Annotated in this window: 18 protein-coding genes and 1 pseudogene; 6 read left to right on the forward strand and 13 right to left on the reverse strand. The window is 68.9% G+C overall.

The window, feature by feature from the left end:
• Window positions 1–4: 4 nt before the first annotated feature.
• The 3 genes from ACFXKA_RS26655 to ACFXKA_RS26665 form a co-directional block, all read right to left on the reverse strand.
• Entirely contained in the window at window positions 5–892 is an 888-nt protein-coding gene (locus tag ACFXKA_RS26655) for an RNA polymerase sigma-70 factor (protein ID WP_379395231.1), read from the reverse strand.
• Window positions 893–1,011: 119 nt separating this feature from the next.
• Entirely contained in the window at window positions 1,012–1,425 is a 414-nt protein-coding gene (locus ACFXKA_RS26660; protein WP_379429363.1) for an SRPBCC family protein, read from the reverse strand.
• 21 nt (window positions 1,426–1,446) lie between these two features.
• Entirely contained in the window at window positions 1,447–2,310 is an 864-nt protein-coding gene (locus ACFXKA_RS26665; protein WP_379429364.1) for a LysR family transcriptional regulator, read from the reverse strand.
• 101 nt (window positions 2,311–2,411) lie between these two features.
• Here ACFXKA_RS26665 and ACFXKA_RS26670 point away from each other — a divergent pair, with 101 nt between their 5' ends.
• Both ACFXKA_RS26670 and ACFXKA_RS26675 read left to right on the forward strand, forming a co-directional pair.
• A complete protein-coding gene (locus ACFXKA_RS26670; protein WP_379429365.1) occupies window positions 2,412–2,918 on the forward strand; it encodes a nuclear transport factor 2 family protein in 507 nt (168 codons plus the stop codon).
• 81 nt (window positions 2,919–2,999) lie between these two features.
• Window positions 3,000–3,176 (forward strand): DUF6374 family protein, encoded by a 177-nt coding sequence (locus ACFXKA_RS26675; protein ID WP_354840266.1) that lies wholly within the window; start codon window positions 3,000–3,002, stop codon window positions 3,174–3,176.
• A gap of 73 nt (window positions 3,177–3,249) precedes the next feature.
• Here ACFXKA_RS26675 and ACFXKA_RS26680 read toward each other — a convergent pair whose 3' ends face one another.
• The 9 genes from ACFXKA_RS26680 to ACFXKA_RS26720 all read right to left on the reverse strand — a co-directional run bounded on the left by ACFXKA_RS26680 (window position 3,250) and on the right by ACFXKA_RS26720 (window position 11,538).
• A complete protein-coding gene (locus ACFXKA_RS26680) occupies window positions 3,250–4,836 on the reverse strand; it encodes a regulator (protein WP_379429366.1) in 1,587 nt (528 codons plus the stop codon).
• 12 nt (window positions 4,837–4,848) lie between these two features.
• The gene (locus tag ACFXKA_RS26685) at window positions 4,849–5,547 is read right to left on the reverse strand and encodes a cysteine hydrolase (protein WP_354840271.1); all 699 of its coding nucleotides are present in this window, start codon (window positions 5,545–5,547) and stop codon (window positions 4,849–4,851) included.
• The gene (locus tag ACFXKA_RS26690) at window positions 5,544–6,932 is read right to left on the reverse strand and encodes an allophanate hydrolase (RefSeq protein ID WP_379429367.1); all 1,389 of its coding nucleotides are present in this window, start codon (window positions 6,930–6,932) and stop codon (window positions 5,544–5,546) included. Before ACFXKA_RS26690 ends, ACFXKA_RS26685 begins: the two co-directional genes overlap by 4 nt.
• 56 nt (window positions 6,933–6,988) lie before the next feature.
• Window positions 6,989–7,657, reverse strand: a complete 669-nt coding sequence (locus tag ACFXKA_RS26695; protein WP_379429368.1) for a GntR family transcriptional regulator — start codon at window positions 7,655–7,657, stop codon at window positions 6,989–6,991.
• A gap of 97 nt (window positions 7,658–7,754) precedes the next feature.
• A complete protein-coding gene (locus tag ACFXKA_RS26700; protein ID WP_379429369.1) occupies window positions 7,755–8,825 on the reverse strand; it encodes an LLM class flavin-dependent oxidoreductase in 1,071 nt (356 codons plus the stop codon).
• Complete coding sequence (locus tag ACFXKA_RS26705; protein WP_379429370.1) at window positions 8,825–9,340, reverse strand: SRPBCC family protein; 516 nt, start codon at window positions 9,338–9,340, stop codon at window positions 8,825–8,827. Before ACFXKA_RS26705 ends, ACFXKA_RS26700 begins: the two co-directional genes overlap by 1 nt.
• A 100-nt stretch (window positions 9,341–9,440) precedes the next feature.
• Entirely contained in the window at window positions 9,441–9,950 is a 510-nt protein-coding gene (locus ACFXKA_RS26710; protein ID WP_354840285.1) for a helix-turn-helix domain-containing protein, read from the reverse strand.
• A 60-nt stretch (window positions 9,951–10,010) separates the two neighbouring features.
• Window positions 10,011–10,742: a hypothetical protein gene (locus tag ACFXKA_RS26715; RefSeq protein ID WP_379429371.1), complete on the reverse strand. Its 732-nt coding sequence runs from the start codon at window positions 10,740–10,742 to the stop codon at window positions 10,011–10,013.
• A gap of 61 nt (window positions 10,743–10,803) precedes the next feature.
• Window positions 10,804–11,538, reverse strand: a complete 735-nt coding sequence (locus tag ACFXKA_RS26720; protein ID WP_379429372.1) for a maleylpyruvate isomerase family mycothiol-dependent enzyme — start codon at window positions 11,536–11,538, stop codon at window positions 10,804–10,806.
• Window positions 11,539–11,852: 314 nt separating this feature from the next.
• Between ACFXKA_RS26720 and ACFXKA_RS26725 the strand changes: the two genes are divergently transcribed.
• Together ACFXKA_RS26725 and ACFXKA_RS26730 are read left to right on the forward strand one after the other, a co-directional pair.
• The gene (locus ACFXKA_RS26725) at window positions 11,853–12,983 is read left to right on the forward strand and encodes an agmatine/peptidylarginine deiminase (protein ID WP_379429373.1); all 1,131 of its coding nucleotides are present in this window, start codon (window positions 11,853–11,855) and stop codon (window positions 12,981–12,983) included.
• A gap of 104 nt (window positions 12,984–13,087) precedes the next feature.
• Window positions 13,088–13,663, forward strand: coding sequence for a TetR/AcrR family transcriptional regulator (locus ACFXKA_RS26730; protein WP_379429374.1), 576 nt, complete (start codon window positions 13,088–13,090; stop codon window positions 13,661–13,663).
• Window positions 13,664–13,711: 48 nt separating this feature from the next.
• Here the strand turns inward: ACFXKA_RS26730 and ACFXKA_RS26735 are convergent, their stop codons facing one another.
• A complete protein-coding gene (locus ACFXKA_RS26735; RefSeq protein WP_379429375.1) occupies window positions 13,712–14,527 on the reverse strand; it encodes an alpha/beta fold hydrolase in 816 nt (271 codons plus the stop codon).
• Between the two features lie 232 nt (window positions 14,528–14,759).
• On the opposite strand from ACFXKA_RS26735, the gene ACFXKA_RS26740 reads away from it, so the two are divergent.
• Both ACFXKA_RS26740 and ACFXKA_RS26745 read left to right on the forward strand, forming a co-directional pair.
• Window positions 14,760–15,080, forward strand: coding sequence for a metalloregulator ArsR/SmtB family transcription factor (locus ACFXKA_RS26740; RefSeq protein ID WP_354840301.1), 321 nt, complete (start codon window positions 14,760–14,762; stop codon window positions 15,078–15,080).
• Between the two features lie 96 nt (window positions 15,081–15,176).
• Window positions 15,177–15,595 (forward strand): annotated as a pseudogene (locus ACFXKA_RS26745) (phosphoenolpyruvate carboxykinase); the annotation flags it as partial.

The following is a 15,595-nucleotide window of genomic DNA, read 5'->3' on the forward strand; positions in this document are numbered from 1 at the left end:
GGATTCACCGGCTCAGACTGGTCTCCTGCGTCATGCGCGAGAGCTTCTCCGGGTTGCGCACCGAGTAGAACCCGGTGATGAGACCGTTGTCGATGCGGATCGCCAGGACGGTGTCCACCTCGTCGTCGACCCGGAAGACCAGTGCCGGATGACCGTTGACCATGGCCGGCTCGATCTTCATGCCCGCGGCGACGGTCTTCCAGCCCACGCTGAACAGCCGTGCCACGTGATCCGCGCCCGTAATCGGCCGCGGCAGCGCCTGTTTGATCCCGCCGCCGTCACCCAGCGCGACCACGTCGGGGGCCAGCAGATCGAGCAGCCCCTGCAGGTCGCCCGTATTGAGCGCGCGCTGGAACGCTTCGAGCACATCGCGGGTCTCGGCCGCGGACACCGCCTCGCGCGGGCGCCGCGACGCGACATGCGAGCGGGCGCGATGGGCGATCTGGCGTACGGCGGCCGAGGTCTTGTCGACGGCCTCGGCGATCTCGTCGTAGGGCAGGTCGAATACCTCGCGCAGCACGAACACCGCCCGCTCGGTCGGCGTGAGCGTCTCGAGCACCAGCAGCATGGCCATCGAAACGCTCTCGGCGAGCTCGACATCCTCGGCCACATCGGGCGCGGTCAGCAGCGGCTCCGGCAGCCACTGACCGACATAGGACTCCTTGCGGCGGCCCAGCGTCCGCAGCCGCACCAGCGCCTGCCGCGTCGTGATCCGCACCAGATAGGCGCGCTGATCCAGCACGGTGTCCAGATCGACGCCGGTCCAGCGCAGCCAGGTCTCCTGCAGCACGTCCTCGGCGTCGGCCGCTGAGCCGAGCATCTCGTAGGCAACGGTGAACAGCAGATTCCGATGCGCGACGAACGCCTCGGTCGCGGCCGTGGTCCCGGTCATGGGTGGCTCCTGTCCTCACTCTCGACCCGTGTCGGTCCACAAGACACCGGGCGCGGCCGATCTGTGACACCGCGACCCTAATTGATCTTGGATTGCCCGGTGAGCGGCCCCGGACCGTGTCACTCGGGTTCGGCGGCGGCTTCGATGGCCTGCTTCATCTCGGCGATGCCGTACCGCGTGCGAATCCGTACCTCGGCGGCGGCGGAATCGGGAAGGAGATCGGTGGTCCAGATCAGGCGCGCGTGGTCGGCGTCGGCGCGGACTTCGAAGCAGGCGTGGTGGTAGTCCAGCCGAGGGCGGGCGCCCTCGGTCACGGAGTAGGCCAGCCGACGGGTGTCGTCGTCGACGCTGATGATGAGTTCCCGGATGACGTGACCGTCGGGGAAGGTGAGGAACCGGTGGACGCCTTCGATCCGGGTGCCGGCCACCCGTCCGGGGAGCAGGCGTTCGTGGACGGCGCCGATATCGCGGATCACCTCCCAGACATGGTGCGGCGAGGCGTTGATCGCGATCTCGTGGCGGATGGAGGCCATGGCCGGGTGGATTCCTTTCGGCTACTGCATGAACGATTCCGCCGCGGCGGCGAACGCGCGGACGCGGGCGGTGTCGCGGCCCGCGGGCCACATCAGGCCCCATGTCACCGTCGGCGCGTCACGCAGCGGTACGTAGGTGACGTCGGGGCGCGCGTGATAGCGCCGGGCGTGGGCGCCGAGAACCAGCACGCCCTGTCCGGTTCCGGCCAGCGTCAACGCTTCCTGCATCGTGGTCGCGACCGGGCCGGATTGTGCTGTGGCCGTGGGGATTACCGTCCCCGCGAGCCGAATGACCGTGACCCGCTCGAGTTCGCTGACCGGTATCGAGGTCCGGCCGGCCCACGGGTGGGACACGGCGACGGCGAGGACACGGGCCTCGCTGACCAGCACCGCTCCCCGATCGAGATCCGGTGCGGGCTCGTCCGGAAACGCGCACAGCGCCAGATCGATGTCCCCGGCGCGCAGCCGGTCCGGGATCTCGGCGGGCTGCGCTTCTCGGATCCGCACCTCGCAGTCGGGAATTCGGCGCTGGAACTCGGCGGTGGCGCCGACCAGCAACTGGGCGGCGGCCGGGCCGACGAAGCCGACCCGGAGCACGCCGGTCACGCCGCGCCCGGCGTCGATGGCGTGCCGCACCGCGGTGGCGACGTCCTCCCACGCCGGGCGCAGCTCCCGCACCAATTGCCTGCCCACCGGCGTGAGTTCGACCCGTCGGCTGGTCCGGTCGAACAGTGGCACGCCGACGCGGCGCTCCAGTTTGCTCACGGTCTGGCTCACCCGGGCGGTCGAGACGCGCAGCCGCTCGGCCGTCCGGCCGAAATGCAGTTCCTCCGCGAGCGCCAGCAGGGTCTCCACCTCGTACCGCTCGATCACCGGCCATCCCATCGTTAAGTCCTGCCTAACGATCCTTGTCGAAAGCGGCATTGTTCGCCAATTGCGCTGGCAGCAGAGTGAAACCAACAGATCGACCGACCCGGGAGCAACAGATGAGCACCACGCACCAGGCGCTGTCCGCACCTTCGACCGATATCGCCGCGGTTGCCGCGGAACTGCGCGACCGCGCCGAAATCGCCGACGCCCTCTACCGTTTCGGGCTGGGGCAGGACACCAAGGACCGTGACCTGTTCGCCTCGGCCTTCACCGCCGACGCCGAACTCGACTTCCGCCCGGCCGCCTCTCGCTGGGGCGGCGCACCGCCGGTGATGGCCGGCCGCGACACCATCGTCACCACCATCCTGGCCATGTTCACCGGGCGGGTGGACACCACCCACCAGGTCACCAACCCACGCATCGCCATCGACGGCGACACCGCCCGGATGACCGCCCTGGTCGAAGCCCAGCACCGGCTGGTCGCCGACCCCGGCGTCCACGCCCTGTTGAAGAACCCCTACGACCTGGAACTCCAGCGCGAGGGCGACCGCTGGCTCATCCACCGCATGCGCATCGACAACACCTGGTACACGGGGGATCCGACAGCCATCTTCGGGGGGTGACAGTTGCCGCTCCAAGGGAGTTGCGCGCGATCGAGCCCGTGTACTCGAACAAACGTTCTACTCGAGGTATCGTTCCGGGCCATGCCGGAACTCTCACGACGCGACTGGGCGACGATGAACCTCAAAGAGGTGCAGCGGCAATTGCTGAAGGCGGCGTCGTTCGGGAAGGTGTTGTCGCCGGAGCAGTTGGAGAATGCTGCGGGGAAGATCGGGGAGGGATTGCGGATCTTTCTGGAGGAGATGGATCGGCCCAGGTAGCGGGGATACGCTCGAGGACGCCGCCGGCGAAGACGTCGTAGAGGGGCAGCGTTTCGAGGTGGACGTAGCAGACCTAGTCCGAGATCGCTTCGGCCGCAGCTGTATCCGGGGTCGTGCGGGTGGTGCGCAGCATGGAGCAGGCCAGGCACACCAGGCCGAAGAACAGATAGCCGAGGGCGACCTTCGGGGCGGCGGCCCAGCCGACCTCGGGTGCGTGGATCAGCCCGACGAAGCTGAGCACCGCACCGGCCGCGCAGGCGAGAGCCGCTGCCCGGAAGCGTTTGTCGAGGACGAAGGTGACCATGGCGCCGAGTACCAGTCCGGCCAGCACCGCGCCCTCGCCGAGCGTCTTCAGCCCGTCGTAGACCACCCCGGCCTGCCCCAGCGCACCCATGCCGACCTTGTCCGCGGTGGTGCCCGCCGCGCTGAGCGCATTGTCGATCTGGCCGACGCCCCACTCCGCCAGGTTCGGCAGCAGCGCGGCCACCACCGCCACCGCGTGTGGGCGCGGCACCGCCTGGAACGCCTGCGCCCCGATCAGCAGGCCGATGTACAACAGGATCGGCACGATCGCCGGAATGGGCAGTAGCGTGGCGAGGACTCCGAAAAGCCCCAGCAGACACATCAATCCGATGATCGCGCCGCTGGCCAGCGAGTACCCGGTGCGCCCGCCGGCGTCCTTCCAGCCGGGGTGGCCGATGTAGACGGCGGGTGGGAAGGGAGACCCGAATCCGGATCCGATGATCGCGCCGAACCCGTCGGCCAGCAGCACGCTGCGCAGGTTGTAGTTGTCGCCCGCCGCGGCGGCGCTCTCCACATTGCTCATGGCCTCGGTGAAGTTGTAGACGCCCAGCGGAATCGCGGTGGCCAGCAGCGGCGCCAGATGCGCGAGCCCGTCGAAGAGCAGGTGCAGCCGCAGATCCGGTAGTCCGAGCGCGATATCGTGGGCGGCCTTCGACACATCCGGCACCGACATGTAGCCGCCGATCCAGCCGATGGCCGTGCCCGTCAGCAGCGCCACCAGCCCGACCGGAACATTGCCCGGCAGCCGCACATCGGTGAAGAAGCCGATGAGAATGATGGCCAGCACCGGCAATCCGATCCAGGCGGCCTCCCACATCTGCGCGGCGGGCCGCATGGCGATGAAGGTGATGGAAATGCCGGCCAGGGTGCCCAGCATGGCCGCGCGCGGCGTGATGCGGCGGATGAAGGGCCCGACGAACGCACCGATCATGACGATCACGCCGATCATGAACGCCCAGGCCAGGCCTGCCGACCACGCCTTCATCGGGTCGCCGGTTTTCAGATAGATCGGCAGCATGACCACGAACACGACGATGAACATGTGCGGCACGCTGGGCCCGTAGGGCAGCGCCGTGACCGTTGCGCGGCCCTCCCGGCGGGCCAGCCGCCGCGCCAGCATCATGTAGTAGAGGTTGCCCAGCACCAGCGCGACGCCCAGCGCAGGCAGCACGGTCCCCAGCACATCGGCGCTCGGGATCTTCACCACCGCGACCGACAGGGTGGTGAGGGTCAGGACATTGACGAGGATATTGAAGGACAGGCCGAAGAAGGCATTGGTATCGCCGCGGGTCCACCACGGCAGCGACAGCGGTGCGGCCGAACCGGTTTCACCGGGCAGCTCGGTATCGACGGACATGCGAGTTCCTGTTCACTGGGCCGGGGCGGGGGAGACGGCGGAGGTGAGCGCGCCGAGGACGGCCGCGGAATCGGCGACCCAGCCGAAGATGCCGCCCTGCGCGGCGATCATGGCCAGGCCGGCGCGCTGGAACTCCGGGAAATACGAACCGACGCAATCGGAGACGACCAGGCATTCGTAGCCGCGGTCGTTGGCCTCGCGCACCGTGGTGTGCACACAGACCTCGGTGGTGACGCCGGTGACCAGCAGTGAGCGAATCCCCGTGCGGGCCAGCACATCCGCCAGCTCGGTGGCGTAGAACGCACCCTTGCCGGGCTTGTCGATCACCACCTCGTCGTCGCGGGGCGCGAGTTCGTCGATGATGTCGTGGCCGTATTCGCCGCGGATCAGGATGCGCCCGAACCGGCCCGGGTCCCCGATGCGCTGGGCGGGGTTGCCGCGCGCCAGCTTCGCCGGTGGGCAGTCCGACAGGTCGGGCAGATGGCCTTCGCGGGTGTGGATGACGGGGAGCCCGGCGGCGCGGGCGGCGGCCAGCAGCGCCGCCAGCGGCTCGATGACGGTGCGCAGTAGCGCCACGTCATTGCCGAGGCTCTCGCCGAAACCGCCGGGTAGCAGGAAATCGCGCTGCATGTCGATGACGAGCAACGCCAGGGCGTCGGGGTCGAAGGGGAAATCCGTGGGTTGCGCCGGAATGCGGTGAACTGCCGTCATTGTCGTTCTTTCTGTGCGAGCCGGAATTCCGAATGCGCCACGGCCGGGCGCGGCTCGTCGAGGATGCGGGCGGCCGCCGCGAGCACGGTGTCGTCGGCGAGGGCCGGTCCGAAGACCATGACCGCCAGCGGGCGGCCGTCCACGGTGCTGCCCACCGGTACCGAAATCGTGGTGAGATCCAGCAGATTCCCGAAATGCGTGTAGTGGCCCAGCACGGTGTTGGTGGCGATGGGATCGGCCTGCACCTGCGCCACGGTGAAGGTGGTGCCGATGGTGGGCACCACGACCACGTCGAATTCTGCCCACATCCGCGCGACCGCGGCCCGCAACTCCTGCAGGCGCTGCTGCGCGCGGAACACGTCGACCGCGGTGAATCGGAAACCGCCGGTGAGGATCTCGCGGATCACCGGCAGGATCGAGCCGGGTTGCGCGGCCAGGAAGGTCTCGAACTCCACCAGCCGCTCGGCCACCCACGGACCCTGGTACAGCAGCTCACCCGCGGCCAGGAAGGGCTCCAGCGTGGTGGGTACACAGTCGAATCCGTGCCGTCCCAGCCGATCTCGCACACCCAGATGGGCGGACCGGAAGACCTCGTCGCCGAAGAATTCCAGTTCGGCCGCGTCGGGCAGGCCGATCCGCACCCGCCCGCCGCCGAAACGCGGCCCGCGCTCCCGGCTCCACGGATCGTCCGAATCCACGCCCGCGATCACCTCGAAGACCCGGTCCAGATCCTCCACCGTGGTCGCCATCAGGGACAGGCAGTCCAGCGATCGGCAGGCCGGCACCAGGCCCACCGTGCTGATCAGCCCGCGCGAAGGCTTCCAGCCGAGGATCCCGTTGAGCGCGGCCGGCACCCGGCCCGACCCGGCCGTATCGGTGGCCACACAGAACGGCACCTCGCCCAGCGCCACCGCGCGTGCCGACCCGGAACTGGATCCGCCGCAGATCAATTCGCCGCCATAGACGCTGCGCGGAATGGGGTAGGGCGTACGGGTGCCGTTGAGCCCGGTCGCGAACTGGTCCAGGTTGGTCTTGCCGACGAACAGCGCGCCCGCGTCCAGCAGGCGCTGGACGGCGGGCGCGGTCTCGGTGGCCGTATAGGCGAAATCGGGACAGGCGAGGGTGGTGGGCCACCCCGCCACGTCGATGGAGTCCTTCACCCCGAACGGCACGCCGTACAGCGGCAGGGTGCGCGCCCCCGGGCGGCGTTCGATCTCGGCGGCGGCGGCCAGCAGCTGCTCACGCGGCACCGGGGTGATCCAGGTGCCGTCCGCGCCGCGGGCGGCGATGGCGTCGGCGACCCGCGCGGCGGTGTGCGTCGGCGAGCCGCTGCCGCTTTCGTGTGAAGCCAGAATCTCCACGACCGTGGGACCGGTGGTGCTCATCTGTCGATTGTCGACAGAATGTGTGAAATCGGCGGTCCCGCAATGTATCCGCTGTGTTAGCGGATATCCAGGTCCAGATAGGCCAGCTCGCCGTGCCGGACCAGGGCGTCGCAGGCGACGGCGGCGTCGCCCGACTCCAGGGCGGACAGCAGTTCGGCGTGGCGTCGAATGCCATTGCGGCGCTGTGCGATCCGCGCCTCGGCGCGCAGGTTGCGAGCCATCGGGAGCTGAAGTTTCAACAGGATCGGCTCATACGCCAGATTCAGTTGCCGGTTGCCCGCCAGCGCCACGATGGCGGCATGGAAGCGGCGATGGGCATTGTCGCGCTCGAACAGGTCCCCGGCGGCGTCGGCCGCGCGCATCTCCTCGAGCGCGGCCCGTACCTCGCGTAGTGGATCACCTTCTGCCGCAAGCGGGAAAGCGTTCTCGATGGCGTGCCGCTCCAGCACCCGCCGCAACTCGAACAGCTGCAGGATGTCGGTCGCCGACCACACCGCGACCCGGAACCCCCGGCGCGGCACATGCTCGATCAGCCCCTCCTGGGCCAGTAGCCGCAATGCCTCCCGCACCGGCGCGCGACTGGTCCCCAGCCGCGCGCACAGCGCCTCCTCGCCGATTCGCTCCCCGGGTTCGAACACCCCGCTGAGCACCTCGGCCCGCACCTGCCGGGTCGCCACCTCCACCAGACTCGGCGGCAATCCCGCCCCATTCGTCCCCGGCACCATGAATCGAGATTATGCTGTCCGGTCCGCGACAGCCCGCTCGCTGCGGCGATCGCGGAAAGGACTGTGCCCTGGCCGAAACCGGGCCCTGTGGCCGAGATCAGTCGGCGGGCGACGGCGAGCTGATCGGGGTGTGGTCGAGGTCGGCGACGAGGTCCAGGGCCTGGGCGAGGTTGGACAACTTGGTGTCGAGGGTGTCGCCCGCGGGATAGAGGCGGACGGTGTCGACGCCGACGTCGCTCCACGTCCGGAGCCGGCGCCGCACCATGTCCGGGGTGCCGATCAGGGTGGTGGCGAGGATCATGTCGTCGGTGACCAGCGCGGTTGCTCCCGCGCGGTCGCCGGCCTGCCAGCGTTGCCGGATCTCGCCGGTGACGTCGGACCAGCCCTGGCGGGCGTACGCGGCGTTGTAGAAGTTGGTCTTCTCGCTGCCCATGCCGCCGATGCTGAAGGCCAGCTCCAGTTTTCGGCCGGCGACGTGGCGGGTGACGGCTTCCTCGTCGTCGAAGAATGCGACCTCCGCGCCCTGGCAGACATCGATGTCGGCGCGGATGCGGCCGGCGGCGGCGAGGCCGGCGTCGAGGTGGTCGAAGTAGGCGTGGGAGCCCTCGGGGACGAAACTGGTGCCCAGCCAGCCGTCGGCCACCCGGCCGGTGAGCTCGAGCATCCTGGGCGACATGCTGGCGATGTAGATCGGGATGCCGGTGTTGGCGGGGATCGACAGCCGCATCGGTTTGCTGTTGCCGTCCAAGGGGATTCGGATCGTGTCACCCTGATAGGAGACCTTTTCGCCGGCCATGGCCTGCTTGATGACGTCGATGGTCTCGCGCATGCGGGTGAGGGCGCGGGCGAACGGGACGCCGTGCAGCCCTTCCATGACCTGCGGGCCGGAGGAGCCCAGGCCGAGCAGGAAGCGGCCCTGGGAGAGTTCGGCCAGGGTGAGCGCGGCCTGGGCGATGGCCACCGGTGACCGGGTGCCGACCTGGATGATGCCGGAGCCCAGCAGGATTCGATCGGTGCGGGCGGCGAGGAAACCGAGCACCGAGGGGGCGTCGGAGCCCCAGGCCTCGGCGACCCAGCAGATGTCCAGGCCCATGGTCTCGGCCTCGCGGACGAAATCGATGACCTGCTGGGAGTCGCGGGAGAGTTCGACGGTGGTGGCGGTGCGCATCAGCGGGTCCCCTCCTCGGCACGGCGCTTGATGTCGGCGACCACGGCCTGCATGGCGGCCTCGAATTCCCGCATGCGCACGAACACGATCTTCTCCTCCTTCTCGGGCATGGCCTCGATGGCGATGCTCAGCCCGGACCGGCCGGGGCCCATGCGGACCCACTGCCGCAGAGTCGTGCCGCCGCCCGCGGACTCGGCGGTGAAACGCCAGGTGGCCGAGGGGTTCTCGGGATCACTGACCGCCCAGGCGAAGACATGCGGCGGATCCCATTGCACGACATGGGAAGTCGTCGACCATTCGCCCAGCGCCTCGTGCCGGCTGGTGCCCACGAAGGTGCTGCCCACGCCGGGCGGGGTGTCCGGCCGCACCCAGTGCGCCGATTGCAGTTCCGCGCTCATCTCCGGCATCAGCCCGATATCCGAGACGAGCGCCCACACCGCCTCGGGCGTCGCGTCGATCCAGATCTCGGCCTGCGCCGTCGGTCCATCGGCATACTTCGCGCCGGTCCACTCCATGCGTCACCTCGCTGTGAAAGCTGCTACCGGCTCGATGGTTGCATAAATAGACGATGCAGGTCAACGCATGATTTAGGGATGGCACCGGAGTCCGGGACAGCTACTTGGTCTCCTGCCGCGCGAACCGCGCCCGGATATCGGGCCGCTCGCGCAGCCGCTCGGGATAGCCGGGCCCCATGCGCAGCCGCGACTCCTCGATCGGCACCGGTTGATCGCAGTGTTCGCACACCACCTTGAGCTGGGTGTCGTGACCACACGCGGTGTGGTTCAGGATCACCGGCGGCCCGTCCGCGTCGGCCAGCCAGCGGTCGCCCCACCGCGACATCACCAGCAGCACATCCCAGAAGTCGCGGCCCTTCTCGGTCAGCACGTACTCGTACCAGGTGGGTTCGGTGTGGTACGGCCGCTTTTCGAGCAGCCCCTCCTCGACCAGCCGCTTGAGCCGATCGCTGAGCGTATTGCGGGCGATTCCCAATTCCTGCTGGAACTCGTCGAATCGCCGCACCCCGTAGAAGGCTTCACGCAGCACCAGCGGCGTCCACCAGTCTCCGAGCAGATCCATGGTCCGGGCGACCGAGCAGGGCCACCGCGCGAACGACGTACGCTTCATCCCCCGAGGATACTGGTCTCACCATAGGACCATGCAGATGACAGCGATGCCCTCGGGCGGTCACAGCTGGCACGCCAGAGCGGCCGTACCGGTGCCGTGTACGAATTCGCGATCGCCGTAACGCAGTTCGTCCTCGTTCCATGCGCCGCCGAGTCCGGTCACGAAATTCCGCACCAGATCCTGATCGGCGCGGTCGGCCACCAGCACCAGATCGCCCGATTCGGTGACCGATCCGCCGCCGAGCCGGTCACGCACCCGCGGATCCGCGACCAGGGCATCGTGGAAGCGGGCGCGGTTGATGCCCGGGACGGTGACGGTGAAGCCATCGGCGCGGACATCGTCGCCGGGCAGGTACTCGAAGGTCAGCACCGATTCCTGGTTGTAGCGCACCCGCAGGTCGTCGGCGACCCAGCACAGATTCTTGAAATCGGTACAGGCCAGCTGGAATTGGCGGGACCGCTCGTAGGTGGCCGCCCCGGTGTCCGAGGACCAGAACACCCCGTCCAGCAGTTCCGAGCCGACGGGCAGCGCGAGTTCGGTGAGCGCGGTCGCGTCCACCTCCAGCTCGAACTGCGACAACCGGTCGCTCAGCCGGGGATCGCCCGGGTCGGTGATGGTGGCGGTGTTGGTGGTGGCGAACAGCTCGGAGGTGGGCTGGGTGGGATTCCCCGGAACGCACGACGCCGGTCCGTACGCCCGCGCGGGCGCCGCGGCCGGACCTGTCGCGACAGCCCCGGCACCGGTGATCACGAGGACGGCGGCCACGGTGGCGGTACTGCGAACGGCGGTCATAGTTTTCGAGTCTGACCGGCGTCGGGGCCGCGTGGGGGTGGGATGACCGAATTCGGGATGGTCAGATCCAGGTCGGGGCCGGCGGCACGGTGTCGGCGCCCGCGGCGGTGAGTCCGGTTGCGGCGGCGGGAATCCGGCCGCTGAGCCAGCCGAGCAGGTCGGCCTGCGTCCCCCCGATGCCGATCGGCGCCGCGTGTTCGGAGCCCCTCAGTTCCCGGCGGAAGTCGCTGTCGGTGGCTCGCAGCCGCAGGGCCGGGCCGTCGGACGCCCGGCCGGAGAGCGCGTCGGCGATACCGTCGAGAATCCAGCGCGCCGCGGATTCGGGAATGTCGGAGAACGCGTATCCGGCATTCAGGTCGGCGTGGTGAATCTCCAATTCCCGCAGCCGCATCGGCACCAGCGTCTCCGGTGTCCGCAGTTCCCCGGTACGGGGCCGGACGGTCCGCTCCCACGCCTCGGCCGGCAGCAGCCGCACCGCGTCGGCGAACCGCTCCGCGCCGGCTGCCACATCGGCCAGCTGTTCGGCCACCGAGCGCGCCGCGCCCGCCTCGATCTCGGCGGCCCGCGCCGCCATGCTCGCGTACTGCGGGGTCTCCACGCCGGTGCGTGCCCAGGTCAGCAGGCGGACCAGGCTGTCCCCGGCCCGGCAGACGTGCGCGATGACGTGGCCGCGCGTCCACGGCGGGATCAGCGAGTCGCCGCCGATCCGGTCGTCGGTGAGCGTGTCGACCGTCGCGAGGAACCGCTGCGTGGACTCCTCGATCGGTTCCAGCCAGTCCGCGCCCTTGCCTGCCACTATCTGCTTCCTTCCTGTCATCGATCGTCGTCAGGGCCACACTAGGGCGCGCTCGGTGGCGGATGATGCTGGCGCGCAAAGATATACGGCTCTCGTCAAACGGCCCCGCCGATCTTGTGCCCGTGCTCCGGGCCCACCTGTGCCGGGTGACCTGCGTCGCGCTCCTTGACTGAAAATTCAGTCAGGAATACAGTCCTTGGTGCCCGGCTCGGGGTCGTCGTGTGCGGACGGCCGTCCTACCAGCGGGTTCAGCGGATTCAGCGCGCCGGAGAGGGAAACGCCGCGCCGTGCCCCTCACACAAGGAGATTGCGAGATGCAACGACGCCGGTTCATGCGATCCGGGATTTTGACCATGGGCGGGCTGCTGCTCGCGGGCTGCGATGGGCCGATCTCGTCGTGGTTCAGCGGCGACACCTCGTCCTCCACGCCGAACGACGGCCGCTCCTGGGTGATGCCCGACGAGGGCGCGCCGCACAAGCGCACCTGGATGGCCTTCGGCGCGAGCGAAGCCATCTGGGGTAGGCAGCTGCTGCCGCAGGTCCGCCAGAACCTGGCCACCATCGCCGCCACCATCGCCCGCTTCGAACCGGTGTCCATGCTGGTGCGCCAGGACGAACTCGACATGGCGCGAAACCTGCTGGGCGGCGCGAATGTCGAGCTCATCGTCGCCGACCTCGACGACCTCTGGATGCGCGACACCGGGCCGGTGTTCGTGAAGGGCAACGGCACCAAGGCCGGCGTCGACTTCAACTTCAACGGCTGGGGCGGCAAACAGCAGCACCGCCGCGACGCCAAGGTCGCCACCGCCGTCGACGGCCGCGCCGGGGTGGAGACCGTGCACACCGATCTGGTGCTCGAGGGCGGCGGCCTCGAGGTCGACGGCGAGGGCACCGCGCTCATCACCGAATCCTGTGTGCTGAACAACAATCGGAATCGGGGCTGGAAGAAGCCCGATGTCGAGGCCGAGCTCGAGCATCTGCTCGGTATCAAGAAGGTGATCTGGTTGCCGGGCATCGCCGGGCACGACATCACCGACGGCCACACCGATTTCTACGCCCGCTTCGCCCGCCCCGGCGTCGTGGTCGCGGGACTCGACAACAACGAGGAGTCCTTCGACTACGACGTGACCCGCCGTCACCTCGACATCCTGCACAATGCCACCGACGCGCAGGGCCGCCCGCTCGAGATCGAAACTCTCGAAGCGCCTTCGGAATTGCGCTACCGGGGCGCGGGCGACGACTTCGCCGCGGGGTACATCAACTTCTACGTCTGCAACGGCGGTGTCATCGCCCCCGAATTCGGTGACCCCGAGGCCGATTCGGCGGCGCAGTCCACGCTGCGGCGGCTGTTCCCGGATCGGACCGTGGTGCAGATCAATATCGACGCCATCGCGGCCGGTGGCGGGGGCATCCACTGCACCACCCAGCAGGAACCCGTCGACTGAGGCATCCGAGCTCCCGGTGAAGCCTGTGATTCGCCGGGGCGCGGCCGGTTCGGGGACGCCGCCCGTTCCGGACCGGCCGCGCAATCGTTCTAGAGTGAGGAATCGTGTCGGACCGTCAGACCCAGATCCTGGAAGCCGCCGTTCGAGTCATCGCGCAGGACGGAGTCCGCGGACTGCGGGTCGAGAAACTGGCCGCCGCCGCGGGCGTGTCCACCGCGCTGATCTACTACCACTTCAAGGACCGCGCCGGCATCCTGCGCGCGGCTCTCGAGCACATCAATCACCGGGCCGAGTCCTACACCGACCAGGCCTTCGCCGACCTCATGGACCCCCGCGCGCAGGTCGAGCGCATGCTGCTGCTGGAACTGCAGGACACCGACGAGGTCCGCGAGAACAGCGTCGCCTGGGGTGAACTGCGCGCCAGCGCGGCCTTCGATCCCACACTGCGCGAACCGCTCCGGGTCAGCACCGAATCCTGGAACTCCGATGTGGAGACGCTCATCCTGCACGGTCAGGAAACCGGTTCCATCCCACTGGATCTCGACGCCGCGGCCGTCGCGGAACGCCTCACCGCCCTGGTCGAGGGTCTGAGCGAGCGCTGGCACAGCGGCTCGCTCACCCTCGACCGGGCCCGCACCCTGCTGGCCGGCGCGATTGCCGCCGAACTCGGTGCGCCCTAGCGCTGTCCGGTCCCTCCTCTCCGGGGTGAGGCCGGAATCTGCTGGGGCTCAGGCGTGCCCGTTGGTGAGGAAGTCGATGATGGTGCGGTTGACCTCCTCGGGGCGTTCCAGGTACCCGTAGTGGCCGCACTTCTCGATCTCGACGAAGCGCGCGCCCGGAATCGCCGCGGCCACCTCCCGGCCGAAAACCGGTGGCAGCATCCGATCGTCGGCGAATCCGACGACCAGGCTGGGGATGGTGATCCGGGCGTAGTCGGCGAGCCGATTGCCGGAGCGGTCCATGCGCATCTGGGCCAGCACCCCGGGTGCGGGTTCCGTTGCGCTAGCGGAGTACTCGAAAATGTCGAGCCACTGCTGGGCCTGGTCGTCGGCCTCGAGCGTGTGCGGGGAGAGGTTCAGCATCGCCTTGATGGCCGCCGCGTATTCCGGCGGCAGTTTCACGCCCTGCTCTTGCAGGGCCTGCTCGCCGCGGCTCAACGTGCTCGCCAGCGGATGCGGCCGTCCGGTGGTGGCCAGCATGACCGCCTTGCGCACCAGCTCCGGCCGCGCCAGCGCGAGCTCCTGCGTCACGCGCGCACCCAGGGACGTGCCCACCACATGTGCTGGGCCGCCGAGGTGTTCGATGAGGGCGGCGGTGTCGGCGACCAGATCCTCGATGCGCATGCCGTGCGCGCTCTCCTCCGAGGGCGCGATGCCGCGATTGTCGAAGGTGGCGACCCGGAAGCCCGACTTCACCAGTGCCGGAACCTGATACGTGCGCCACACCCGGCCCGGGCTGCCGGTGCCCATGACCAGCACGACCAGCGGCCCGCTGCCGGTGACGTCGTAGTTGAGGCGGATGCCGTTCAGGGTGGCGAGGGGCACGGTTGGTCTTTCTGGTAGGCGGTCCGGCGAACGACCGAACGTACCATGCACGCGAAATCTCATCACTCGGCAAAGCGGTTCATCCCTGGCTGACCCGCGCGGCCGCCGCACGCCCGTGCCACGCCGGCATGGGCCTTGATTGGCCTGGTTGCTAAACTCTGCAATTGCCGGGTGGGTCGTGCACAGGGATGATCCGCCGCCAGTTGGAAGGAGTGGCTCGCAGGTGCCAGGAATGCAACGGCCGCTCTATCAGATGAAGGCGGACTTCTTCAAAACGCTGGGTCATCCCGTGCGCATTCGAGTGCTCGAACTGCTCAGTCAGCGGGAGTACGCGGTCTCGGAGATGCTCACCGAAATCGGCGTGGAGGCCGCGAATCTGTCCCAGCAGCTGTCCATTCTGCGGCGGGCCGGTCTGGTCACCGCCCGCCGGGAGGGGCTCTCGGTCACCTACGCGCTGACCTCGCCGCAGGTCGCCGAACTGCTCACGGTGGCCCGCGCGATCCTCACCGGCGTGGTCTCCGGCCAGGCCGAGGCGCTCGAACAGCCCGCTTAGCGGGTGTCCTGGCACCCGTCCGGCGGCCCCGCCCGGCTGTCTGATTGCGTGTTTTCTAAACTAAAAACCTAGCTGTTTCCGTCAGAGAGGCTCGCCGTGCTTGAACGTCCCCTCGCCGCCGTCGCCACCACGCCGACCGACCATCCCGGCATCCTGGCCTGGGTCGCGGAGATCGCCGAGTTGACCGCGCCCGAGCGCATCGTCTACTGCGACGGGTCCCGCGGCGAATGGGATCGGCTCACCGCCGAGCTGGTGGCCAACGGCACCTTCGTCCCGCTCTCGGCCAAACCCAACTCGTTCTGGTGCGTCTCGGACCCCGGCGACGTGGCACGGGTGGAGGGTCGGACCTTCATCTGCTCGGAGAACGAGGCCGACGCCGGGCCGACCAACAACTGGGTGGATCCGGTCGACATGCGCACGGTCATGACCGAGCACTACCGTGGGGCGATGGCCGGGCGCACCATGTACGTGATCGCCTTCTGCATGGGCCCGCTGGATGCCGCCGAGCCGAAATA

Origin of the sequence: Nocardia sp. NPDC059228 (assembly GCF_042754245.1) — a bacterium.
GTDB lineage: Bacteria > Actinomycetota > Actinomycetes > Mycobacteriales > Mycobacteriaceae > Nocardia.